Annotated in this window: 18 protein-coding genes; 4 read left to right on the forward strand and 14 right to left on the reverse strand. The window is 66.2% G+C overall.

The genetic code is table 11. The features are described 5' to 3' along the window. The first annotated feature begins 117 nt into the window (after positions 1–117). Entirely contained in the window at positions 118–663 is a 546-nt protein-coding gene (locus LDO54_RS37575) for a hypothetical protein (protein ID WP_224018048.1), read from the forward strand. Positions 664–807: 144 nt separating this feature from the next. Here LDO54_RS37575 and LDO54_RS37580 read toward each other — a convergent pair whose 3' ends face one another. Further along, positions 808–3,168: a bifunctional acetate--CoA ligase family protein/GNAT family N-acetyltransferase gene (locus tag LDO54_RS37580; protein WP_224018050.1), complete on the reverse strand. Its 2,361-nt coding sequence runs from the start codon at positions 3,166–3,168 to the stop codon at positions 808–810. A gap of 376 nt (positions 3,169–3,544) precedes the next feature. On the opposite strand from LDO54_RS37580, the gene LDO54_RS37585 reads away from it, so the two are divergent. Continuing rightward, positions 3,545–4,732, forward strand: a complete 1,188-nt coding sequence (locus LDO54_RS37585) for a GGDEF domain-containing protein (protein ID WP_224018052.1) — start codon at positions 3,545–3,547, stop codon at positions 4,730–4,732. Positions 4,733–4,877: 145 nt separating this feature from the next. Here the strand turns inward: LDO54_RS37585 and LDO54_RS37590 are convergent, their stop codons facing one another. The 3 genes from LDO54_RS37590 to LDO54_RS37600 form a co-directional block, all read right to left on the reverse strand. Further along, a complete protein-coding gene (locus LDO54_RS37590; protein ID WP_224018054.1) occupies positions 4,878–6,479 on the reverse strand; it encodes a peptide chain release factor 3 in 1,602 nt (533 codons plus the stop codon). A gap of 548 nt (positions 6,480–7,027) precedes the next feature. Continuing rightward, a complete protein-coding gene (locus LDO54_RS37595) occupies positions 7,028–7,324 on the reverse strand; it encodes an H-NS histone family protein (protein ID WP_224018056.1) in 297 nt (98 codons plus the stop codon). Between the two features lie 141 nt (positions 7,325–7,465). Further along, entirely contained in the window at positions 7,466–7,693 is a 228-nt protein-coding gene (locus LDO54_RS37600; RefSeq protein ID WP_224018058.1) for a hypothetical protein, read from the reverse strand. A 377-nt stretch (positions 7,694–8,070) separates the two neighbouring features. Here LDO54_RS37600 and LDO54_RS37605 point away from each other — a divergent pair, with 377 nt between their 5' ends. Continuing rightward, the gene (locus tag LDO54_RS37605; RefSeq protein WP_224018060.1) at positions 8,071–9,318 is read left to right on the forward strand and encodes a helix-turn-helix transcriptional regulator; all 1,248 of its coding nucleotides are present in this window, start codon (positions 8,071–8,073) and stop codon (positions 9,316–9,318) included. Positions 9,319–9,393: 75 nt separating this feature from the next. Here LDO54_RS37605 and LDO54_RS37610 read toward each other — a convergent pair whose 3' ends face one another. Together LDO54_RS37610 and LDO54_RS37615 are read right to left on the reverse strand one after the other, a co-directional pair. Beyond that, positions 9,394–9,672 carry a hypothetical protein gene (locus LDO54_RS37610; protein ID WP_224018062.1) on the reverse strand — a complete coding sequence of 93 codons (279 nt, stop codon included), beginning with the start codon at positions 9,670–9,672 and terminating at the stop codon, positions 9,394–9,396. Positions 9,673–9,822: 150 nt separating this feature from the next. Next, positions 9,823–10,341 carry a BON domain-containing protein gene (locus tag LDO54_RS37615; RefSeq protein ID WP_224018064.1) on the reverse strand — a complete coding sequence of 173 codons (519 nt, stop codon included), beginning with the start codon at positions 10,339–10,341 and terminating at the stop codon, positions 9,823–9,825. Between the two features lie 268 nt (positions 10,342–10,609). Between LDO54_RS37615 and LDO54_RS37620 the strand changes: the two genes are divergently transcribed. Continuing rightward, on the forward strand, positions 10,610–12,010 hold the full coding sequence (locus tag LDO54_RS37620) for a GntP family permease (protein WP_224018066.1): 1,401 nt from the start codon (positions 10,610–10,612) through the stop codon (positions 12,008–12,010). Positions 12,011–12,061: 51 nt separating this feature from the next. On the opposite strand, the gene LDO54_RS37625 is transcribed toward LDO54_RS37620, so the two are convergent. The 8 genes from LDO54_RS37625 to LDO54_RS37660 form a co-directional block, all read right to left on the reverse strand. Further along, positions 12,062–13,771, reverse strand: a complete 1,710-nt coding sequence (locus LDO54_RS37625) for a dihydroxyacetone kinase family protein (RefSeq protein WP_224018068.1) — start codon at positions 13,769–13,771, stop codon at positions 12,062–12,064. Positions 13,772–13,965: 194 nt separating this feature from the next. After that, a complete protein-coding gene (locus tag LDO54_RS37630) occupies positions 13,966–14,850 on the reverse strand; it encodes an alpha/beta fold hydrolase (RefSeq protein WP_224018070.1) in 885 nt (294 codons plus the stop codon). Positions 14,851–14,941: 91 nt separating this feature from the next. Further along, positions 14,942–16,216, reverse strand: coding sequence for a 3-(3-hydroxy-phenyl)propionate transporter MhpT (gene mhpT / locus LDO54_RS37635; RefSeq protein ID WP_224018071.1), 1,275 nt, complete (start codon positions 16,214–16,216; stop codon positions 14,942–14,944). Between the two features lie 120 nt (positions 16,217–16,336). Beyond that, positions 16,337–17,362: a 4-hydroxy-2-oxovalerate aldolase gene (dmpG, locus tag LDO54_RS37640; protein ID WP_224018073.1), complete on the reverse strand. Its 1,026-nt coding sequence runs from the start codon at positions 17,360–17,362 to the stop codon at positions 16,337–16,339. A gap of 21 nt (positions 17,363–17,383) precedes the next feature. Beyond that, positions 17,384–18,334 (reverse strand): acetaldehyde dehydrogenase (acetylating), encoded by a 951-nt coding sequence (locus LDO54_RS37645; RefSeq protein ID WP_224018075.1) that lies wholly within the window; start codon positions 18,332–18,334, stop codon positions 17,384–17,386. Positions 18,335–18,359: 25 nt separating this feature from the next. Then, positions 18,360–19,160 (reverse strand): 2-keto-4-pentenoate hydratase, encoded by an 801-nt coding sequence (gene mhpD / locus LDO54_RS37650; protein WP_224018077.1) that lies wholly within the window; start codon positions 19,158–19,160, stop codon positions 18,360–18,362. 54 nt (positions 19,161–19,214) lie between these two features. Further along, positions 19,215–20,177 carry a 3-carboxyethylcatechol 2,3-dioxygenase gene (locus LDO54_RS37655; protein WP_224018079.1) on the reverse strand — a complete coding sequence of 321 codons (963 nt, stop codon included), beginning with the start codon at positions 20,175–20,177 and terminating at the stop codon, positions 19,215–19,217. 16 nt (positions 20,178–20,193) lie between these two features. After that, a complete protein-coding gene (locus LDO54_RS37660) occupies positions 20,194–22,038 on the reverse strand; it encodes a bifunctional 3-(3-hydroxy-phenyl)propionate/3-hydroxycinnamic acid hydroxylase (RefSeq protein WP_224018081.1) in 1,845 nt (614 codons plus the stop codon). Positions 22,039–22,056 lie beyond the last annotated feature (18 nt).

Below are 22,056 nucleotides of genomic sequence, written 5' to 3' on the forward strand. Positions count from 1 at the left end.
GGTCCCTTTGCGCGCACGCGGCGCAACTGGAACCGCGCCGCGCAAAACGGTTAGAATGGCGGCCCTCTCAAATTCCGTCCGGCGCACGATCGCGCCCCGGACGCGTACTCCGATCTCATGGCGAAACTTCTGACCGATCAAGAATTCCAGCGCTTTTCCGAGCTTCAGCAGAAACAGGCGAGCTTCACGATTTCGGCCGAGGAAGCCGACGAGCTGCGCGACATCGTGGCCCGCGCGCAGAAGAAGCGCGACGACCGCTCCGACGCGATGAAGACCGTCGAAACCGCGATCGCGCAATTCGAGATCACGCCCGACGAACTGTTCACGGCCGAGCAGATCGCCGAAGCCGCGCGCAATTTCGGCCTGATTCCGGCGACGCGCAAGGAGCGCGTGCTGCCGCCGTCGCTGACGTTCAACGGCAAGACGCACCAGTGGACCACGCGCGCGCTGCCCGACGAGATCCGCGTGCCGCTGTTCGAAGCGTTCCAGGGCGGCCAGTCGGTGAAGGCGTTCATCGCCACGCCGAAGGACGGCGCGCGCTGCGCGGCGACCATCGCGCGTCTGGAGAAGGAAACCGGCGCGCAGTACGCCGAGGCCTGGCTCGAGGAGCTGTCGGTCACGCGCGCTCAGGTGGACGAGGCGATCGCGAAGATCGCGGGCTGATCTCCGGCGCGGCGTGCCACGGCGCGCGCGCAGACAGCATGAAAAACGGCCGCTTCGAGCGGCCGCTTTCGTTTCCACCTGCGATTTTCCCTGCGATTTCCCCTTCCCTCAGGCGCCTGAGCCGCGTCAAGCGTCAGTCAGCCCTCAGTCGAGCGGCATCCTGAAGCCCACCACGCCCGGATCTTCAGTGGGCGTGACCGTGAAGCCCATCGCGCGTGCGAGGCCGATCATCGGCGCATTCTCGCGCAGCGCCTCGCCCAACAGCCAATGCGTGCCGCGCGAGCGCACGTAGGCAATGATGCGCTCCATCAGCAGCCGCCCGAGCCCGCGCCCCTTCAGCGTGGACAGCACCGTCACCGCGAACTCGGCGGTCTCGTTGTCCGGGTCGGCGACCGCGCGCACCACGCCCAGCGTATGCGGACGGCCGTCCTCGCCCGGCACGCTCGCAACCAGCGCCATCTCGCGGTCGTAATCGATCTGCGTCATGCGCGCGAGCTGCGTGTGATCGAAGCTGCGCACCGCCGAAAAGAACCGCAGACGCAGGTCGTCCGGCGTCATCGACTCGACGAAGGCGCGGTGCATTTCCTCGTCCTCGGGGCGGATCGGGCGGATCGTGAGGCGCTCGCCGTGCCAGTCGATGGTCTCTTCGAGGCGGCGCGGGTACGGCATGATCGCGAACCGGCTGCGCTTCTCCGCCAGCTCGATGCGCGGCGCGACCACCACGGCGGCGTCGGGCAGCGCGCGCAGCGTGAGCCGCATGCCGACGATCTCGCGCACCTCGCAGACCGCCTGCGACAGCTCCGTGAGCGCCGCGAGCGTGGGCGCGGGCGCGGCCCGGCGCGCATACGGCGATTGCGTGACGATGTCGCGCGAGAGCACCGGGTTCAGCGGCGGCAGGCTGTAGACGCGCATCGGCGGCGAAAAACCGTCGGGCGACGGCGCCTCGAAATGGAACACGGGGCCGAAGTTCTCGTCGTCGCGAAACGTCACGATCACGTCGACGACCGCGTTCGGATGCGCTTGCGGCTCGGCCGTTTCCAGCCCGAATGCGCCCAGCAGTTGCGCCGCTTCCGCGCCTTCGAGCACCGTGCGCCCGGCCGCCAGCGCGCCGCGCGCGATACCGAGCGCCACGTCGACGGCCGCCACGCCTTGCGCGGGCAGGCTCTCGGGCGTCTGCATCAGCAACTCGCGCCCGAGCCGGTAATCGACGAGACGCGCGAACGCGCGCGCCAGCCGCCGCGGCGTGGTGTGCACCGGAATGCCGTGCGCGTGCAGCGCGTCGCGCGTGGCTTCGTCCACGCCGCCGAAAAAGCACGCCAGCATGCCGCGATACGCGAAGCGCTGATGCTCGATGAGCGTGCGCGCCACCTGCTCGACCGGCGCGCTGTGAGTGGGCGCGTGCACGACGAACGCCGTGCCGGTGCTGCGCTGCGAGGCCAGCGTTTGCAGCGCGAGGCCGAAGTGCTCGGGCCTGGCCGTGTCGCCGAGCACGAGCGGATTGCCGGCCTGCGCGTGCGGCAGCGCCGCCGCCAGGGCCGCGCGCGCCTCGTCACTCCAGACGGCGAGCGTGTCGCCGGCCTTGTTGAAGGCGTCGCGCGCGAGCGTGGCCACGCCGCGGTCGCTCGTGATGAGCGTGGCCGAGTCGCTCGCGGCCACGCGGCCCACGCCGAGCGTTTCGATTTCGTCGAGCAGGTCGTCGAGGGTATCGACGCGCACGAGGCCCGCGCGCCGGAACGCCGCCGAATAGAGCGCGTCGCCCGGATCGTCGCGGCCGCTGCGCAGCGCGAGCACCGGCTTGTTGCGCGCCGCCGCGCGCGCCGCCGACATGAATTTGCGGGCCGCGCTGATGCCGTCCACTTCGAGCAGGATCGCGCGCGTGGTGGGGTCGCTCGCGAGATAGTCGAGCACGTCGCCGACATCGACATCGGCTTCGTCGCCGAGCGCGATCACATGCGAAAAGCCGAGTCCGCGCGCGCCGGCCCAGCGCAGCACGGCGTTGGTCAGCGCGTTGGACTGCGAGACCCACGCCACGCCGCCCTTGCGCGCGACCGTGGCAGCCGCACCGAGCTGCGCGTTGAGCGCGGGCGTGAGCGCGCCGAGACTGCCCGGCCCGACGATGCGCAACAGATGCGGGCGCGCCGCCGCGAGCGCGTGGCGCAGGTCGACACGGTCTTCTTCGCTTTTCACCTCGCCGAGAATGATGGCCGCGCGCGTGCCCATGCCGCCGAGCCGATGCACGAGCGCGGGCCACGTGGACGGCCGCGTGCAGATCAGCGCGACGGTGGGCGCTTCGGGCAGATCGCCCGCGTCGGCGACCACGGGACGGCCGTCGAACTGCCCGGCGTCGCCTGCGTGACGCGGATTGACCGCGAACAGCGGGCCGCTGAAGCCGCCTTCGATCAGACGCTGCCACACCATGTTGCCGATGCTGCCGGGCCGCTGCGAAGCGCCGATCACAGCCACCGATTTCGGCTGGAACACGGCGTCGAGATTGCGTACGGTCACTGCTCCTCCTGTTGTGCGAAGGCGCGCGCCGCGTGCGCGGGCGGCCGGAAATCTCTACCGATCGTCACGAACCAGAATAGGCGAATCGGCCTGGCGCTGCGCGCATTTCGCCCGCCGCGCTTGCGTTCGCGCGGCGGCGACACGGCGTCGCAGACCGCCAGGCGCGGCGCTGAACCGAACGCGCGTCGATCGCAAGCCGATCCGGGCGCGTTGCTGGGTATTTTTTGGGCACGTTATTCGCGCGCAATCGGCCTTCTCGCCGCGCTTCGCATCGTCCGCCACAAGAAAAATGACACGTCATCGTCTGGCCGTCATTTCGTCGTAAAATGCCCCACGCCGCCGTGAAGTCCCGGCGTAGCACCTTTACGCCCCCCCGATGCACGTCGATCTATTCACCCTCTACCTCCTGGCTATAGGAACACTTTTCGCCAGCGCCGGCATGACGCTCTGGGAGCATCGCACGCATCCCGGGCGCAGCAGGGAACTGAAAATCCTGGCCGCCGGCTATGCCACGCTCGGCGTCGGCGTCGGGGCCGCGATCTGGCGCAGCGCGCTGCCCGGCGTCTGGGGCGCGGCACTGAGCAACCTGGTCATCATGACCGGCTATCTGCTGATCGCGCACGGCCTCGCCGTCATGAACGGACGCCAGAACCGCGTCGCGTCGGCCGTCATCATGGGTGTGCTCGCCATCGCCTGGATCATCGCGGGCACGCGCGGCGAGACCGTCATGTGGCTCTACCTCACGGCGATTCCGATCTCGCTCGCCTCCGCAATGGCCATGCGCGAGCTGCTGCGCAATCACAGCCTCAAGTGGTCGCAGGCGCATCGCATCGCCGTGATCGCCACGGGTGTCCACACCTTCGTTTATGCGTTCCGGGCAGCGGTGCTGCCGTGGCTCGCGACGCACTACGGCCAGTCGCTGCTGCCGATCGTCAGCAAGGTGACGATGTATGAGGGCGTGCTCTATTCGGTCGTGCTGCCGATGACGCTGCTGCGCCTCGTGCGCGACGAAACGCACGGCCAGCTTTTGCAGGAATCCCAAACGGATTATCTGACCCGGCTCGGCAATCGCCGCTGGTTCTTCGAGGAAGGCGCGCGCGTGCTGAGCCGCGCGGGCACGCGCGAGCGCGTGGCGCTGCTGGCGTTCGACCTCGACCAGTTCAAGGCGATCAACGACCGCTACGGCCACCAGACCGGCGACGACGTGCTCAAGACTTTCGCCAGCATCGCCCGCGCGGCGCTCGGCCAGGAGACGCTGCTTGCGCGTATCGGCGGCGAAGAATTTGCCGCGCTGATCGCGGGGCGCGACGAGGCCGAGGTGCAGGCGCTCGGCGAAACCATCGCGGCCCGCTTCGCGAGCGCCGCGCAGCCCGCCGATGCCGCGGGCCTGCGCACGACGGTCAGCATCGGCCTCGCGCTCACGCACGGCGCGCAGGCTCACGCCGAAGCGGCCACGCTCACCGACCTGCTCGCCGCCGCCGACTCGGCGCTGTACCGCGCGAAATCGCTGGGCGGCAACCGGCTCGAACTGGCGCAGGGAATCGAGCGGTCGTCGCGGGTGTGAATCGCGGATTTACATCGCGGATTTAAATCGCAGGTGTAAATCGCGCGTACACATCGCGCGCATCGCGAAAAGCGCATAAAAAAGGGCCGCTCGAAGCGGCCCTTGGCTTTTGTGGCGGCGAGCCGGATGGCCCGCGCGCCGCGCATTACATCGACTTGCGGAACGGCGCGCCCGAATGCTCGCGCAGCTCGTTGAACACGATCTTCGGCCACGCCTTCTGCGCGACTTCGATTTCCGACACGTGCGAGGCCAGATAGGTCGGCGCATTCGACGCGTCGTAAGCCATACGCGCTTCGTACGAGTCGGTGAAGCGGCGCAGCTCGGCGGGATCGTCGCAGGTGACCCAGCGCGAAAGGCGATAGCGCGCGGGCATCAGGCGCACGGCCACCTTGTATTCGGCCGACAGGCGATGCGAGACCACTTCGAACTGCAGTTGGCCGACCGCGCCCAGAATCGTCGCGCCGCCGTGGATCGGGCGGAACACCTGGATCGCGCCTTCTTCGCCGAGCTGCTTGAGCGCTTCGCCCAGTTGCTTCGCGCGCATCGGATCGACGACTTCGACGGTCTGGAAAATTTCCGGCGCGAAGAACGGCAGACCCGTGAATTGCAGGTCTTCGCCTTCGGTCAGCGTATCGCCGAGACTCAGCGTACCATGATTAGGAATACCGATGATGTCGCCAGGGTACGCCTCGGCCACGGTTTCGCGGCGCTGCGAGAGGAAGCTCACCACGTTGTTGGCGCGGAAGGTCTTGTTGTTGCGCGTGACCTTCAGCTGCATGCCGCGCTCGAAATGGCCCGAGCACACGCGGATGAACGCCACGCGGTCGCGGTGCGCGAGGTCCATGTTGGCCTGCACCTTGAACACGACGCCCGTGAACTTCGCTTCGTCCGGCGAGACCGCGCGCTGCACGGCCATGCGCGGCGACGGCGGCGGCGCGAGATCGACGAGCGCGTCGAGAATTTCCTTCACGCCGAAGTTGTTGATCGCCGAGCCGAACAGCACCGGCGACTGCTCGCCGGCCAGGAAGGCGTCGCGATCGAACGTGGGCGTCGCGCCCGTGATCAGCTCGACTTCTTCCTTGGTGCGCTTCCAGTGATAGCCGAAGCGCGCTTCACCATCGGCGTCGCTGATGTTCTGCAGCGTTTCCACCGCGCCGCCGAGCGACTCCTGGCCCGCGCGGAACACGCGCACCTGATCGCGCTGGATGTCGTAGACGCCCTGGAATTCCTTGCCCATGCCGATCGGCCAGGTGAACGGCACCGCCGCCACGCCGAGGTGCTGCTCGATTTCGTCGAGCAGGTCGAGCGGCTCGCGCACTTCGCGGTCGAGCTTGTTGATGAAGGTGAGAATCGGCGTCTTGCGGCTGCGGCAGACTTCGAGCAGCTTGAGCGTCTGCGCTTCCACGCCGTTCGCGCCGTCGATCACCATGACGGCCGCGTCCACGGCGGTCAGCACGCGGTACGTGTCTTCCGAGAAGTCCTCGTGGCCCGGCGTGTCGAGCAGGTTGATGACGGCGTCGCCGTACTCGAACTGCATGACCGAGCTCGCGACCGAAATGCCGCGCTGCTTTTCGATCTCCATCCAGTCGGAGGTCGCGAAGCGGCCGCTTTTCTTGCCCTTCACGGTACCGGCGATCTGAATCGCGCCCGAGAACAGCAGCAGCTTTTCGGTGAGCGTGGTCTTGCCCGCGTCCGGGTGAGAGATGACCGCGAACGTGCGGCGGCGTCTGAGTTCAGCAACTGACATGGATGGAGCGGGTATCACGGATGAATTCGGGCAACCTGCCGCACGGCGGGGGTTGCGGGGGCGGCCTGCGCGCCGGGTCAGGCGGGCCTGACCGGCAAATAGCACGAGCGGTCGATAAAACCGGGGCCGGCGTGCGCGCGGAAATGCGCCAGGGGACGAATGATACACGTCATTACCGCCCCCGACTAAAAGTTCGACGAACGCGGCGGCGCAATCCAGCGCGCAATCCAGCATGGATGACTGCGCGGATTTCCGCAGGGATTCGCCACGCACTGCGGCGACGGCCCGCCGGGCGCGCTGAGGTGAGCTTTTACGGGAGAGTCGAGGACGCTCGCGAACGCCGCCCGCGAACGATCAAGCGACGGCGCAATGCCGGATCAGGCGGCTCCATTCGAGCCGGAATCCCGCAGCAACAGCGCAGCAGCAACTGCGCGGGATGGACCCTGACGGCGGCGGCTTGCGCGCGCGACGGCCGGCGCGCGGCGCGCCACGGGTGAGCTTTTACGGGAAGCGCGGGCCACGTTACACGACCGGCTTCCCGCGCCCGCTCATTCCTTGATGAGGAAACGATCGCGGTTCTTCAGGCCGGACAGCCAGGCGGGCGCGCGGCCTCGGCCGCTCCAGGTCTCACCGGTCTTGGGATTCTGATAACGCGCCGGCAGCGGCTTCTTGCGCGCCGCGGGCGCGCGCTTCGCGCTGAAACCCAGTTCTTCGGGCGTGATGTCGTATTCGGCGATCTTTTGTTTGATCTCCTCGATGGCCAGCTCGATTTCCTTTTCGCGAGCCGCCGCAACTTCCTTATGGAGTTTTTCGAGTTGCGCGGTCAATTGCTTGTAGCTCGGCATAAAAAATGATCTCCAGTTCGGTCACACATCGCCATTGTGACCGTTCCGGCGCCAAAGAGTGCTGCTTATCGCGCATTTTTCTCGCACATCTCCGTTTTTCATTGCGATTTATTACATAAACGCCCAAAAACCGTGCGAAGACTAACGCGCCGATTCGTGTGAAGAACACCCCTTGGCGCGGCGCTCCAACGCACACAGCGCTTCGGAAAGGCGCTTGACGCGCTGCATTTGCGAAGGCACCAGACTGGACACCTGCACCGAATCGAGACGGCCGCGCCAATAAGAAAGTGGAATGCGGTCCTGGCCTGAAAGCCTTGCAATCACATGTTCGAGATGCTCTAAATCCTTTTCAAGTTGATGGTGATTCATTACTGCCCCCGGCTGATCTGCCTTTATGGACGACGCCCATTCAAAACGTGTCCGCGCATTCGATGATTTACTGCCCGATTTCGATTAATATTTACTCGCCGCCTTAATCTCATGCCGTGTTGCCGCTATCTGTCCAGGATAGTGAACATTCAAATCGCATCGCTTATCAAGAATAAAGTCGGGGCGCCCGCCAATCCGTTGCCTGGCGCACGGAACTTCATGCACGGGGCACTCAGGATAATGACCGTCCGGTCAACTTTAAGGATCGAAGATTAGCGGCGGCTATTCGTCCTGTATATTCCTCAATTGTGGAAGAAATATGCATTGCGCATTTTCCACGACCGGCAGGCCGCACCGGGCATCAGAATGAGAACGGTGTGAAATCGAACGAATTGCAATACGACCGGCTGCTGCACACGATTTACGAAACAATCGAGCGGCCTTCCGCCTGGAAGGATTTTTGCGCGGAATTGAGGAAATCGACGGGGGCCGCGTCGGTGCACCTTTGCGCATTCGAGCGGCAGCGCGAATTGTTTTCCTGGGCCGACGGCTTCAGCCTGCTCGAAACGGAGCCGCTAGAACGGATCCGTCCGCTTTATCGCGACGATCCGCGGCTCGACTGGCTGCGCCGCGCGCCGCCTGGCGCGTGGCGGCACTGCGGCCCGCAACCGTCCCCGCATGAAGCGCCCGACGACACAAACCGTCATCCGCCCGACGCGCGCGCGCCGGCGCCGGAGACTTGCCTGCTCGCCGCGGGTCCGCGCTACGTCTCGCTGTGCAAGCTGATCGACAGCGGCACGCTCACGGCGCTGCTCGCCTTGCGCGGCGACGCGCAAAACGGCCCGTTTCCCGAACCGGCGCGCGCGCTGCTCGAACGCCTGACGCCGCATCTGATGCGCGCGGCGCGTGTGACGGCGCGCCGCCACGTGCCGGACGCCGACGCGCTCGCGAGCCGCGCCCGCGCGCCCGCCATGCTGGTGAACGCGGGCGGCGAAGTGCTCGACAGCAACGACGCCGCGCAGCGCCTGCTGCGCGCGACTTCGCTCGTGCGCGTGCGCGGTCGCCGGCTCGCGCTGGCCGCGCCGCATCAGGCGCGTTTTCTGGAGGACGTGGCGATCAGCGAGGCGCGCCTGAAGAACCGCGTGAGCGGCGCGCGCGCGGCGGCGGCGCGGCTGCGCGCGCTGCGCATCGTCGCGGGCGAAGGGCTCGAAGGCGTCGCGCAGGACATCGACACGGCGTTGCTCGTACCGGGCGCACCGGGCCTATCCGGCGCGAGCGGACCCGAAGTGCTCTACGCGTTCTACAACGTGCTGACGCCCGGCGATGCGTCCGCCGCCGAGCCGCATGCCGTCGCGGCGCTGATGTTCTATCACCCGCGCTCGGCGCCCGCCGTGGACGAGCAGGTGCTCGCCGAAGCGTTCGACCTCTCGCCGGCCGAATGCCGGATCGTGCATCTACTCGTGGAGGGGCACACGCAGAAGGAGATCGCCGCGCGCGTGGGCGTGCAGCACGACACGGTGCGCAAGCAACTACAGTCGATCTTTCAAAAGACCGCGACGCGCCGCCAGCCCGACCTGCTGCGTTTGCTGATGAACCTGCCGGCCTTCGTGCCGCCTGGCGACTGAAGGCCGGACCTGGAGACCGGCGCCCGGACGTCGCGCATCTCGACGAACGCTCCGGGCGCGGACGAGACGCCGCGCTTACTTCGTCGCGCGGCAGGCGAACACGAGCGTGTACGTGTCGCCGTTGACCGAACTGTTGACGGTGTCGTAGGTGCCGCCGCAGTGCGCGCGGGCCTGCTGCACGCAGGAGTCGCGGTCGCCGGCAGCCGGACACTGGACCTGGACCGTCGGGCGGCCATCGGAGAGAAACAGCGGCGGGCCGCTGCTGCATGCGGACAGCGCCGCGAGCAGCGCGCAGGCTCCCGCCGCGAACGGCAACCTGCGAAGACGGAACAACGACGAACCGAAACGAGTCATGGAGTACCCCGGGGGCTTTCTAGTTTTTCGACGATGCGATTGTGCCATGCCGCGTCGCGCCTGCGCGGCATCCGGGACGCATCGGCACGGCGATGATGAGCGGGCTCAGTGTGCCCGCTGCGCTCGATGTGCCCGGTGGCTTCGATGGGTTCAGTGCGCCGGGGCGGGCGCGGATGGCGTCGTCAGCGTCTTGTAGGGCAGCGGCGCGCGCGGATCGGGCGCGAGGCGCACGAATACCTGCTCGACGTCGGCGATTGCGGCCAGACGCCGCTCCAGTGCCGCGCGGTCGAACGCGGCGGGCGCGCAGCCTTCCGCGTAGACGAAGCGCCGCTGCACCGTGATCCAGATGCTCGTGCCCGCGAGCGTGGCGTCGTCGGTGAACGCGGCGCGGATTGCGTTCGCGATTTCGGCGTCATAGAGATACGAGTTCGGCTTCGTGCACTTGTGCGCAAGCCAGCAGGTCGTGCCGCGCTCGACGCGATAGTGGGCGTCGTCGTCGGCTTCGGCTTTGGTCATGCGCGGACCGAGCGGCTGCGGGCACGCGCCCGACGCCGTCGACAGCGCGAAGAACGGATCGTTGTACCAGTTGCGGATTTCACCGGGATCGACGGCCAGCGTCGACGCCGCGCTCGCGCCGTCCTGGGCCCACGCTGCCAGCGATATCGACATCGATGCGGACACAATCGCAGACACGATCGCAGACACGATCGTTGACACGCGCGCGGACACAATCGTGACGCGAACCGCGCCGCGAAACATCTTCCGCAGCGCACCTTGATGCGCACCCCAATTTCCGCCTCGGCGGGCCGCGCAATCTCCCTCGCGGCGGCGAGCCGATTCGGTACAATCGCTGCGGCGCACCATGAACAATCGGTGCCGCCAAAAACATGCAATAGAAGTGCATCGACGAAGTGCAACACGCATTGCAGGAGACTCCATGTCGTTCATTATCGTTCTCGCCGCCCTGGCATTTCTGATGCTTGCGGCTTATCGCGGTTACAGCGTGATTCTGTTTGCGCCCGTCGCCGCCCTCGCCGCTGTTCTGCTCACCGATCCCGCGGCCGTCGCGCCCGTGTTCTCCGGCATTTTCATGGAGAAAATGGTGGGCTTCGTGAAGCTCTATTTCCCCGTGTTCCTGCTCGGCGCCGTGTTCGGCAAGGTCATCGAGCTGTCCGGGTATTCGGAAGCGATCGTCGCGGCCGCCATCCGCTATATCGGCCGCTCGCGCGCCAACGCGGTGATCGTGGCCGTTTGCGCGCTGCTCACTTACGGCGGCGTTTCGCTGTTCGTGGTGGTGTTCGCGGTCTACCCGTTCGCCGCCGAACTGTATCGCCAGAGCGGCATTCCCAAGCGCCTGATGCCGGGCGCCATCGCTCTCGGCGCGTTCTCGTTCACGATGGATTCGCTGCCCGGCACGCCGCAGATCCAGAACATCATTCCGACCACGTTCTTCAAGACGACCGCATGGGCCGCGCCCGCGCTCGGCGTGATCGGCTCGCTGTTCATCATCGTGGTGGGGCTCACCTACCTCGAATGGCGCCGCCGCAGCGCGATGGCCAAGGGCGAAGGCTACGGCACCTCGCTCGTGAACGAGCCCGAGCACGTGCAGACCGAGCATCTGCCGAATCCGCTGCTGGCGATCACGCCGCTCGTGCTGGTGGGCGTCGCGAACTTCTTCCTGACGCGCTGGATTCCGCAATGGTACGGCGACACGTACACCATCGCGCCCGACGTGCTGCCCGGCATTCACGCGCCCGTGACCACCACGGTCAAGCAGGTCGTGGCGATCTGGTCGGTGGAAGGCGCGCTGCTGCTCGGCATCGTGTTCGTGGTCCTGACCGCGTTCTCGCGCGTGAAGGAACGCTTCGCGATCGGCACGAAAGCGGCCGTCGCAGGCGCGCTGCTGGCCTCGCTCAATACCGCTTCGGAATACGGCTTCGGCGGCGTGATCGCGGCGCTGCCCGGCTTTATCGTGGTGAGCGACGCGCTCAAGAGCATTCCGAATCCGCTCGTGAACGCCGCGGTCTCGGTGAGCGCGCTCGCGGGCATCACGGGGTCGGCGTCGGGCGGCATGAGCATCGCGCTCGCGGCGATGTCCGATCTGTTCATCAAGAGCGCGCAGGCCGCGAATATTCCGCTCGACGTGCTGCATCGCGTGGTGGCGATGGCCAGCGGCGGCATGGATACGCTGCCGCATAACGGCGCGGTCATCACGCTGCTCGCGGTGACGGGACTCACGCACCGCGAGTCGTACCGCGATATTTTCGCGGTCACGGTGATTAAAACGCTCGCGGTGTTTTTCGTGATCGCGGTGTTTTATACGACGGGGATTGTTTAACGTGTTCGCCGCGTTCGCGCCTGCTCATTCAGCAAGCGCGAACGCACGCCTTCACTTCCCCACATGCGGCCGCAACGCCGCCAGCCAGCACACCACCGCCACCGCGCCCGCATCGGGCGATCCCACGGCGCGCTCGCCCAGATAACTCGCCCGCCCCACGCGCGGATGCATATGCGCCGTGGCCTGCGCGCCATGCTCCGCCGCCGTCACCGCTTCGGCCCATGCGCGCCGCGCGTCGAGCCCTTGTTTCAGGGCCGATTCGAATGCATCGCTCGCAGGAATCAGCGCGTCCAACATCGTTCGGTCTCCTGCCTTTGCGCCGCCGAGTTCGCTGATCGCGTCGATTGCGCCACGCAGCGCCTGCGCCCACTCTTGCGGCGCGGGCTGCGCCGAGCCCTGCAGATGACGCGACGCGCGCAGCAACGCCGTCGCGTAGAACGGCCCCGAACTGCCCGCGATGGCCTTGTGCAAACTCACGCCCAGCGACGACAACGCATCGGGCGCCGTGGCGAGCGCATGCATCGGCGCGGCGCTCATCGCTTCGGCGGCGCGACGCATGCTCGCGCCGAGATCGCCGTCGCCGGCTTGCGCGTCGAGATCGGCGAGACGCGTCTCGTTGTCGGTCAACGCCTGCGCCACCGCATCGAGTGCGGCCTTGATGCGCTTCGCCCGTTCGGTGCCCGCCGCATCGAGCACCGGCGCGGCGTGATCTTCGCGATGCACGCCGGACGTATCGAGACGTATCGTGCGATTCAGACAGCCCTTGCCGGGCCACGCATGCGCTTCCGTCACAGCGTCGAGCAGCGCGAGCTTGCCGTCGTCGACGCGCATCAGCGAAATCGAGCAGCCCGGCATGTTCAGCGCCGATAAAAACGTGCCCGCCCACGCGCGCTCCACGCGCAACTCGCGGCGCGCGAGGCTCGCGCAGGCCGCGCGCAAGACAATGGCGAGTTCCATTTGCGGCGTCGCGCCCAGACCGTTGACGAGCACGGCGACACGTTCGCCGCGCGTGATCGCGAGTTCGTCGAGGATGTTGACGAGCAGCGCTTCGGTCAATTCGTTCGCGGGCAAGGGCGCGCTGCGCTCGACGCCTTTTTCGCCGTGGATGCCGAGGCCGAGTTCGATCTCGTCGTCGGCGAGCGTGAAGCTCGATTGCGCGACGCCCGGCAGCGTGCAGCCGTCGAGCGCCACGCCCATCGTGCCGAGATTGGCGACCGCGTCGCGCGCCACGGCGGCCACCACTTCGAGCGTCGCGCCGCGCGCCGCCGCTGCGCCCGCGATCTTGTGGATCAGCACCGTGCCCGCGATGCCGCGCCGCTGGCTGCGCTCGGCATGGCCGCGCAGCGCCACGTCGTCGGCGACGGTCACGACTTCGACGGGGATGCCTTCGGCGCGCGCCAGTTCCGCCGCGAGGCCGAAGTTGAGGCGGTCGCCCGTGTAGTTCTTGACGATCAGCAGCGCGCCTTTCGGGCCTGCCGTCGCGCGAATCGCGGCCAGCACGGCGCTGGCGGGCGGCGACGTGAAGACCTCGCCGCAGACGGCCGCGCTCAGCATGCCCGCGCCCACATAGCCCGCGTGAGCGGGCTCGTGGCCGCTGCCGCCGCCCGAGATCAGCGCGACGGGCCGCGTGGCCGGTTCGGGAATGTCCCTGCGGATCAGCACGTTTTCGCCGCCGAGGATGACGACGTTGGGCGCCAGCAACGCGATGCCTTCGAGCATTTCGTGCACGACGTCGGACGGGTGATTGACCAGTTTCTTCATGACGACCCTGTGGAAAGCGGTTGGACGTCCCGGGCGCCATGCAGCACGCATCGCGCGCCGCCGGGTTCAGCCAGTGTACGCCGCTCGGGGCGGAGGTGGGCATGCGTGGCGCCAAATGCAAAACGGCGCGCTCCAGGCCGAAGCCCGAAGCGCGCCGTTCTGGCGTGACGTCAACGCCACGCCCTGGCACGAATTCAATGCGCGAGGAAGTCCACCACCATGCGATTGAACGCGTCCGCGTGCTCCCATTGCGCCCAGTGGCCGCAACGATTGAAGACGTGCAGTTGCGCGTTCTGCATGCCCGCGAGCAGGCGCAGGCCCGTGTCCATCGGCACGAAGCGGTCGTCGCGGCCCCAGATCACGAGCGTGGGCGCGGCGATCTCGCCGAGGCGCGGGCCGTAGTCGGTGAACTGCTTCGGATTCGCGGCGAGGCTCTTGACGAAATTCTCAAGGTGATCGCGGCGCGCGAGCATGTTGTCCAGACGCGCCTGCATCAGCTCCTCGGTCAGCGCGCTCGCGTCGTAGACGAACACGTTCATCATGCGCTTGAGGTTCTCGATGGTCGGCTCGCGATAGAGCCCCTGCAGCAGCTTGATGCCTTCGGTGGGCATCGGCGCGAAGCTGCTCGGACCGGCGGTGCCGCCGCCCATCAGCACGAGTTTGCCCACGCGCTGCGGATTGCCAAGCGCGAACGCCACGGCGCTGTGGCCGCCCATCGAATTGCCGAGAATATGCACGCGCTCGATATCGAGTTCGTCGAGCAGGCCCTTGAGGATGCGGCCGTTCAGTTCCGAACGCGAACTCGTGCAGACGATCGGATCGCTCTTGCTCCAGCCGGGGCAATCCATCAGGATCACGCGATAGCCTTCCGCCACGAGCGGCTCGACGTTGCGGTTGAAGTTCGCCCAACCGCTCGCGCCGGGGCCCGAGCCGTGCAGCATCACGACGGTTTCGCCGTTCGCGTTCGCAGCGGGCGCGCCCGTGTCGTTATAGTGAATCCGCAGCGTGTGCTCGCCGTCCTTCACGCTCGCGAAGCGGCTCGTCGAGGCTTCCGTAATCGCTGATGCAGTCGCAGTCATGATGATGTCCTTGCTGTAAAACTCTCGTCATGGAGAAAGCCGCGCCTTCTCCGCCAATTAGTTAGATACCCTGAATTTCAGGCGATTCCTTTTACGCCGGATTTTCCGCCGACTGTTCCATTGACTCACGCCGTGCGAAGCCGCCCACGACCGTCAAGGCCGCGAGCGCCGCGATCACGACGAGCGGAATGCTCGACGCCACCAGCATCGACGGGCTCTGTCCAATCGCGAACAATTGCCCTGCCACGAGCGGCCCGAGAATCGAGCCGAGCCGCCCCACGGCCACCGCCGCGCCCACGCCCGTGCCGCGCACTTCCGTGGGATACGCGTGGCCCGCAAGCGCGTAGAGCACCGACTGGCCGCCGACGAGGAACAGGCCGCACAGCAGCCCGCCGCACGCCATCGCCGTCGCGCCGCCTGCGCTCGCGAGGGCCGCCAGAGCGACGGCGATCCCCACGTACATGCCGATCACCGTGCGCCGACGCCCGAAGCGGTCCATCACCGTGGCGATCGTCACCGCGCCAATGCCGCCGCCGATGTTGAACATCATCAGCACGATGTTCGATTGCACACGCGTGAGGCCGCGCGCGAGCACCATCGAAGGCAGCCAGTTCATCAGGAAATACAGCACGATCAGCGTGCCGAGATAGCTGATCCACAATGCGAGCGTCGTGCGCGCGCGGCCCGCGCGCCAGAGCGCTTCGGCCACGCCGGGTACGTCGTCGCGCGACGCGTGCGCCACGCGCGAGGCGCGCGCCGCCACGAACTGCTGCGACTCGTGAAGGAACGCGGCGAGCAGCGGCAGCATCACGATAGGCCCGATGCCGCCGACGTAAAACACATCGCGCCAGCTAGTAGGACTCGCACCGAGCATGCCGATGAGCGCCGCGATCGCCGCGCCAAACGGCATGCCGCAGTACATCGCGCCGACCGCCGTGCTGCGTTGGCGCGGACCCGCGGCTTCCGAGCACAGCGCGATCAGGTTCGGCATGGCCGCGCCGAGTCCGAGGCCCGTCAACAGACGCGCGATCAGCAGGCTTTCGAAGTTCCAGACCAGCGTGGTTGCGAGCGAGAACACGCCGAACAGCGCGACCGACACCATCAGCACGCGCTTGCGGCCGAAGCGGTCGGCGAGCCGTCCGCCGCACGCCGCGCCCGGCAGCAGGCCGATCGCGCCCGCGCTGAACGCCCAGCCCATCTGCGCGACGGTTAGCGCGAACTCCTTCGCGATGCGCGGCCCGGCCACGCCCGCCGATTGCAGATCGAGTCCTTCGAGCAGCGCAATCGCGAGACACAGGCCGATCGTGACCTTGTTGCTCGCCGAGCGCGTATTACCGCCTCCATCACCACTGATTCGCGACGTCATGTGAAAAGTCTCCAGAATTGTGATTCAGCCGATCTTTTGTTCGCTCGGCTGTTATTCGATAATTACTTCGTACTTCGTAACAACGCCGCGCATCATTCGATGACGATACGCGGCGCTGTTTTACTGCTGATGCGCGGCGGCGCGCTGTTTCAAATCGAGCGCGACATCCACGATCATGTCTTCCTGGCCGCCCACCATGCGGCGCTTGCCCAGTTCGACGAGAATATCCACGGCTTTCAGGCCATACTTCTTCGCCGCCACTTCCGAATGGCGCAGGAAGCTCGAATACACGCCCGCATAACCGAGCGCGAGCGTTTCGCGGTCCACGCGCACCGGACGGTCCTGCAACGGGCGCACGATATCGTCGGCGGCGTCCATCAGCGTGTAGAGATCGGTGCCGTGATGCCAGCCCATACGCTCGGCTGCTGCAATAAAGACTTCGAGCGGCGCATTGCCCGCGCCCGCGCCCATGCCCGCGAGCGAGGCGTCGATGCGATCGCAGCCCTCTTCCACCGCGACGATCGAATTCGCCACGCCCAGCGAGAGATTGTGATGCGCGTGCATGCCCGTTTGCGTTTCGGGTTTCAGCACCTGTTTGACGGCACGAAAACGATCGCGCACATCGTTCATCGTGAGCGCGCCGCCCGAATCGACCACATAAATACAGGTCGCGCCGTAGCTTTCCATCTTCTTCGCTTCGACGGCGAGATTCGCGGGCGCGGTCATATGGCTCATCATCAGAAAGCCGACCGTGTCCATGCCGAGTTCGCGCGCGTATTCGATGTGCTGCTTCGAAATATCGGCTTCCGTGCAATGCGTGGCCACGCGCACGACGCGCGCGCCCGCCTGGTAGGCGGCCTTCAGATCGTGAATCGTGCCGATGCCGGGCAACAGCAGCGTGGCGATCTTCGCGTGCTTCACCACGTCCGCGACGGCTTCGATCCATTCGAGATCGCTATGCGCGCCAAAGCCGTAATTGAAGCTTGAACCTTGCAGACCGTCGCCGTGCGCGACTTCGATCGAATCGACTTTCGCCTGATCGAGCGCGCGCGCGATGTCCTGCACGTTCTGAATCGAATATTGATGGCGAATCGCGTGGCTGCCGTCGCGCAGCGTCACATCGGAGATATAGAGTTTCTTGCTCATTGCCTGTGCTCCTTATGCGCCTTAAGCGCCTTGCACGCTCAGCAGCGTCTGCGCCATGCGCTCGGCGGTCGCGAGCGCGGCGGACGTCATGATGTCGAGATTGCCTGCGTATGCGGGCAGATAATGCGCGGCGCCTTCCACTTCGAGAAACACCGAGGTTTTCAGGCCGCTGAATTTGCCGAGACCGGGAATATTCAAAGGCGCGTTCGCCGGAATTTCATCGAACTGGACTTGTTGTTTGAGGCGATAACCGGGCACGTAGGCATTCACTTTCGCCACCGTTTCTTCAATCGATTTTTCAATCGCGTCTTGATCGGCGAGTTCTGAAAGCGTGTAGACGGTATCGCGCATCATCACCGGCGGCTCGGCCGGATTCAGCACGATGATCGCCTTGCCTTTCGCCGCGCCGCCGACGACTTCAATCGCCTTCGAGGTGGTTTCGGTGAATTCGTCGATATTCGCGCGCGTGCCCGGACCCGCCGATTTGCTGCTGATCGACGCGACGATTTCCGCGTAATGCACCTTCGCCACGCGCGACACCGCCGCGACGATGGGAATGGTCGCCTGGCCGCCGCACGTGACCATATTCACGTTGGGCGCGTCGATCTGCGCATCGAGATTCACGACCGGCACGCAATACGGGCCGATGGCAGCGGGCGTCAAATCGATCACGCGAATCGACGGTTTCAGCTTGCGCAGTAGCGCATCGTTCTTGATATGCGCGCCCGCTGAAGTCGCATCGAACACGAAGTCGATCTCGTTGAACACGGGCAGACGCGTGAGTCCTTCCGCGCCTTCGTGCGTGGTCGCCACGCCGAGCCGCGCGGCGCGCGCGAGACCATCGGAGTTCGGATCGATGCCGACCATCGCCGCCATTTCCAGATGCTGGCTGTTGCGCATGATCTTGATCATCAGGTCCGTGCCGATATTGCCGGAGCCGATAATCGCCGCCTTGAGTTTTTCAGAAGCCATGGTCATTCCTGTTTCGGCCTGTCAATCAGGCAGTGAAAGTCGCGCGAACGCTGCCGAGGCCTTCGATCTGCGCGGTATAGGTGCCGGGTTCCTTCACGGCGACCATCGGGCCGAGCGCGCCCGTGAGCACCACGTCGCCGGCGCGCAACGGCGTGCCGAGTTGCACCATGCGGTCGGCGAGCCACACGGCCGCGTTGAGCGGATTGCCGAGACACGCCGCGCCGTTGCCGCGCGACAGCACTTCGCCGTCGCGCGACAACTCCATTGCGCAAGCGGTCAAATCGATTTGCGCGAGCGGAACGGGGCGGCTGCCCACCACGAAACGCGCGCTCGATGCGTTGTCGGCGACCGTATCGACGAAGCGAATATCCCAGTTCTGAATCCGGCTATCGACGATTTCGATCGCCGCGAGTGCATACGCACTCGCATTCAGAATATCGACGAACGTGTGTTTCTCGTGCGTGAGATCGCGGGCGAGCACGAGCGCAATTTCGGCTTCCACTTTCGGCTGGATCAGTTGTGCCAACGAAATTGGCTCGCTATCGCCGTGCGCCATGCTCGCGAACAGCGCGCCGAAATCGGGCTGATCCACGCCCAGTTGCTTTTGCACCGCGAGCGACGTGAGGCCGATCTTGCGGCCCACGATGCGCTCGCCGTTTTTCACGCGCAGATCCACGTTCGCTTGCTGCACGGCGTAGGCCGTAGTGATGTCGTCGAGCGCGATTTCGCCGCGCACGGGCTCGATGACATTGCGCGTGTGTTCCGCTTCGCGCAAACGCGCGGCTAATGCCGCGATGCGATTTTCACTGCGATGTTGATCGGTCATGCAAACTCTCCTTGTTGCTGTCGATCGTTGTCGATCGTTGTCGATCTGTGTCGATCAAGCCGCCGCCGCGAACTTCGCATCCGCGGGCGAGGCATGCATGGTGGCGAAGCCCGCGATCCACTCGGGAATCTCGCGGTAGTAATCGAGCGACGCGCGATAGTCGCCATACGCGGCGAGCGTGCCGAACGCGGCCACCCAGGTGCGAATCTCGTGCGCCGACTTGCCGCCGTCGCGCGTGATGGCCGCGTTGGTCATGCCGTCCACGGCGGTCAGTTCGCCCGAGGCGAGCTGCGCGAGAAACGCGCGGTCCCATTCGGGATTGAGCGGATGCAGCGGGCTGTCGCCTTGCGAAAACGCCCGCGCCGCCGCCACCGTGCGCGCCTGGCGCGCCTCGCGCGACTCGGCCGTGGGATTGCGGCCCGCGATCAGACGCTCGGCGACTTCGGGCGTCGCGCCGATCAGTTCGGGCACCGGCGGTTCGTGCGAGATGCCGCCCGAGCCGACCACCAGCACGCGCCGGTTCGTGCGCGCCAGAAAGCGCCCAATCGCATCGCCGAGCAGACGCGCGCGGCGCAGCGTCGCCATCGGCGGCGCGACCGAGTTGATGAACACCGGAATCACCGGATAGCGATCGAGATCGCCCGTGAGCACTTCGAGCGCCTGCGCGCAGCCGTGATCGACCTGCATGCGATACGAGAGCGCCACGTCGATATCGGCGGCGAGCACCTGCTCCGCGAGTTCATGCGCGAGCGCAGACGGCACCGGCAAATCGCCGGCCAGGCTCTTGAAGTCGCCGATCGCCTGCGCTTTCGCGCCGATGCAGAACGGCGGCATCATGTCGTAGAAAAAGCCGTTGAAATGATCAGGCGCGAACACGACGATCAGATCGGGATTGAAGGCGTCGACGCGCGCACGCGCCGCGCGGCCCACGCGCTCGACTTCCTCGACCACGTCGGGACGCGGATCGAAATAGCCGTGCAAGGGCGTGTGCGAAAGACATTCGAGGTGAATGGGCATGTCGTGTGGCTCCTGCTCAGGCTTCGGCGGCGCGCGCGACGGCGACGTCGGCAAGCGCGGGGCGGCGTGTCGGGGCAACGGCGGCTTTCACACCGACATCGGTCATGCCGAGCTTGCCCGCGAGTTCGACGATCGCGTCCGAGACCTGCTGCGGCGTGCATACGCCCGCGACGAAGCGGTCCGGGCGCAGCAGCACAACCGACTCCGGCAGGCGGCTGAACCAGTCCTTGAGGCTGCCTTGCACGTCGCCGACCGCGAGCACGTCGGCGGGCACGTCGTCGCCGTAATCGAGTTGCACGTCCGGCTTCGCGACCACGAAGCGCGCGCCCAGGCGTTCCCACAGCGCGCGCGCTTGCGGCGTGAGCCCGAAGGTCGGGTCCGCGCCCCAGGCGAGCAGCGCGAAGCCGTTGCCGATCGCATCGTCCAGACGCACGACGCGGCCATCGGCGAGACGCACGCGCGGCTGCACGAACATGCGGCCCACCGGCGACGCGGCGAGCGGATCGCGGCCATACGCGAGACGGCCGAGCAGCGAATCGCGTTTCTGGCTCATCAGCCCGAGCAGGCGGCCGATCGGCCCGCTGCCCGCGCCTTCGAGCACGCGCGCGAGCCAGCCGCCCTTCGCTTGCGGCGGCGGCAGCAGCACGACGCCCGCTTCGTAACGCGGCATCGGCTTGAAACGCATTTCGACGAAATAGCGCTTCACGGAAGGGAAAACGTTCATCGACTTCACGAACGCATCGCGAAAGCGCGCGCCGAAACGCGTGGTCGGCGCGAAGATATCGCCCGCGACTTCCGAGAGGTGAATCATCGAGCGCGCATGCGCGCGGCGCTCGACCGTATAGGTGTCGAGCAGACGGCCATCGGCGAGACCCTTCGCGACCATCGCGAGTTTCCAGCCGAGATTGTTCGCGTCGCGAATGCCGCTGTTATAGCCCTGTCCTTGCCACACCGGCATGATGTGCGCGGCGTCGCCCGCGAGCAGCACGCGGTCCACGCGGAACGTTTCGGCCAGCCGCGCGTTGTGCGTATAGACGCGCTTGCGGATGTAATCGACCTTGTCCGGGTCCGCGACCACCTTGCGGATCAGCGCGGCCATGTTCTCGGGCTTCGAGAGTTCTTCCTCGGTCTCGCCCGGCATCACCATGAATTCGAAGCGGCGAATGCCGTGCGGCAGCGCCGCCGACACATAAGGCCGCGTGTGATCGCAATGCATGTAGATGTGCGGCGAGCCGATCGGGTCGTTGCGCACGTCCACGACGATCCATTGATTCGGCTTCGTGCGGCCTTCGAACGGCACGTTCAGCGCGCGACGCACGAAACTATTGCCGCCGTCCGCGCCCACCATGTACGCGGCGCGAATCACGCGGCGCTCGCCGTTGGCGTCGCTTACGTCGATCGATACGCCGTGCGCGTCCTGCACGAATCCGTTCACGTCGTGACCGAACAACACGTCGACATGCTCGAAGCGCGCGAGGCCTTCGTAAAGCACGCGATCCGCGAGCGGCTGAATAAAGGCATTACGGCGCGGCCAGCCGAATTCGTCGGTGCGCGGTTCGAGCGACGCGAAACAGTGACCGTCCTTCGTCACGAAGCGCATCCAGTGATCGGGCGTGGTGTGCGGCACGAGCGCATCGGCGAGACCGATCGACTGGAACACGCGCAATGCTTCGTCATCCAAACCAATTGCGCGCGGATAGTCGATAATCTGGTCGAGCTTTTCGATGAGCGTGACGCGCACGCCTTGCAGACCGAGAATGTTGGCGATCGTGAGGCCGACCGGACCCGCTCCGATGATGGCGACGTCGGTGACGTGCTGGCGAGGGCGGACGGAATCCGCCTGATGAGGCGTGGTGTGCATGTTGTCTCCTGTTTGGAC

Origin of the sequence: Paraburkholderia tropica, assembly GCF_914484835.1 — a bacterium.
Lineage (GTDB): Bacteria > Pseudomonadota > Gammaproteobacteria > Burkholderiales > Burkholderiaceae > Paraburkholderia > Paraburkholderia tropica_A.

Coding starts and splice junctions, on each gene's coding strand:
- LDO54_RS37575 (WP_224018048.1), top strand. CDS start 118: ATGGCGAAACTTCTGACCGATCAAGAATTCCAGCGCTTTTCCGAGCTT.
- LDO54_RS37585 (WP_224018052.1), top strand. CDS start 3,545: ATGCACGTCGATCTATTCACCCTCTACCTCCTGGCTATAGGAACACTT.
- LDO54_RS37590 (WP_224018054.1), bottom strand. CDS start 6,479: ATGTCAGTTGCTGAACTCAGACGCCGCCGCACGTTCGCGGTCATCTCT.
- LDO54_RS37595 (WP_224018056.1), bottom strand. CDS start 7,324: ATGCCGAGCTACAAGCAATTGACCGCGCAACTCGAAAAACTCCATAAG.
- LDO54_RS37600 (WP_224018058.1), bottom strand. CDS start 7,693: ATGAATCACCATCAACTTGAAAAGGATTTAGAGCATCTCGAACATGTG.
- LDO54_RS37610 (WP_224018062.1), bottom strand. CDS start 9,672: ATGACTCGTTTCGGTTCGTCGTTGTTCCGTCTTCGCAGGTTGCCGTTC.
- LDO54_RS37615 (WP_224018064.1), bottom strand. CDS start 10,341: ATGTCGATATCGCTGGCAGCGTGGGCCCAGGACGGCGCGAGCGCGGCG.
- LDO54_RS37620 (WP_224018066.1), top strand. CDS start 10,610: ATGTCGTTCATTATCGTTCTCGCCGCCCTGGCATTTCTGATGCTTGCG.
- LDO54_RS37625 (WP_224018068.1), bottom strand. CDS start 13,771: ATGAAGAAACTGGTCAATCACCCGTCCGACGTCGTGCACGAAATGCTC.
- LDO54_RS37630 (WP_224018070.1), bottom strand. CDS start 14,850: ATGACTGCGACTGCATCAGCGATTACGGAAGCCTCGACGAGCCGCTTC.
- mhpT (WP_224018071.1), bottom strand. CDS start 16,216: ATGACGTCGCGAATCAGTGGTGATGGAGGCGGTAATACGCGCTCGGCG.
- dmpG (WP_224018073.1), bottom strand. CDS start 17,362: ATGAGCAAGAAACTCTATATCTCCGATGTGACGCTGCGCGACGGCAGC.
- LDO54_RS37645 (WP_224018075.1), bottom strand. CDS start 18,334: ATGGCTTCTGAAAAACTCAAGGCGGCGATTATCGGCTCCGGCAATATC.
- mhpD (WP_224018077.1), bottom strand. CDS start 19,160: ATGACCGATCAACATCGCAGTGAAAATCGCATCGCGGCATTAGCCGCG.
- LDO54_RS37655 (WP_224018079.1), bottom strand. CDS start 20,177: ATGCCCATTCACCTCGAATGTCTTTCGCACACGCCCTTGCACGGCTAT.
- LDO54_RS37660 (WP_224018081.1), bottom strand. CDS start 22,038: ATGCACACCACGCCTCATCAGGCGGATTCCGTCCGCCCTCGCCAGCAC.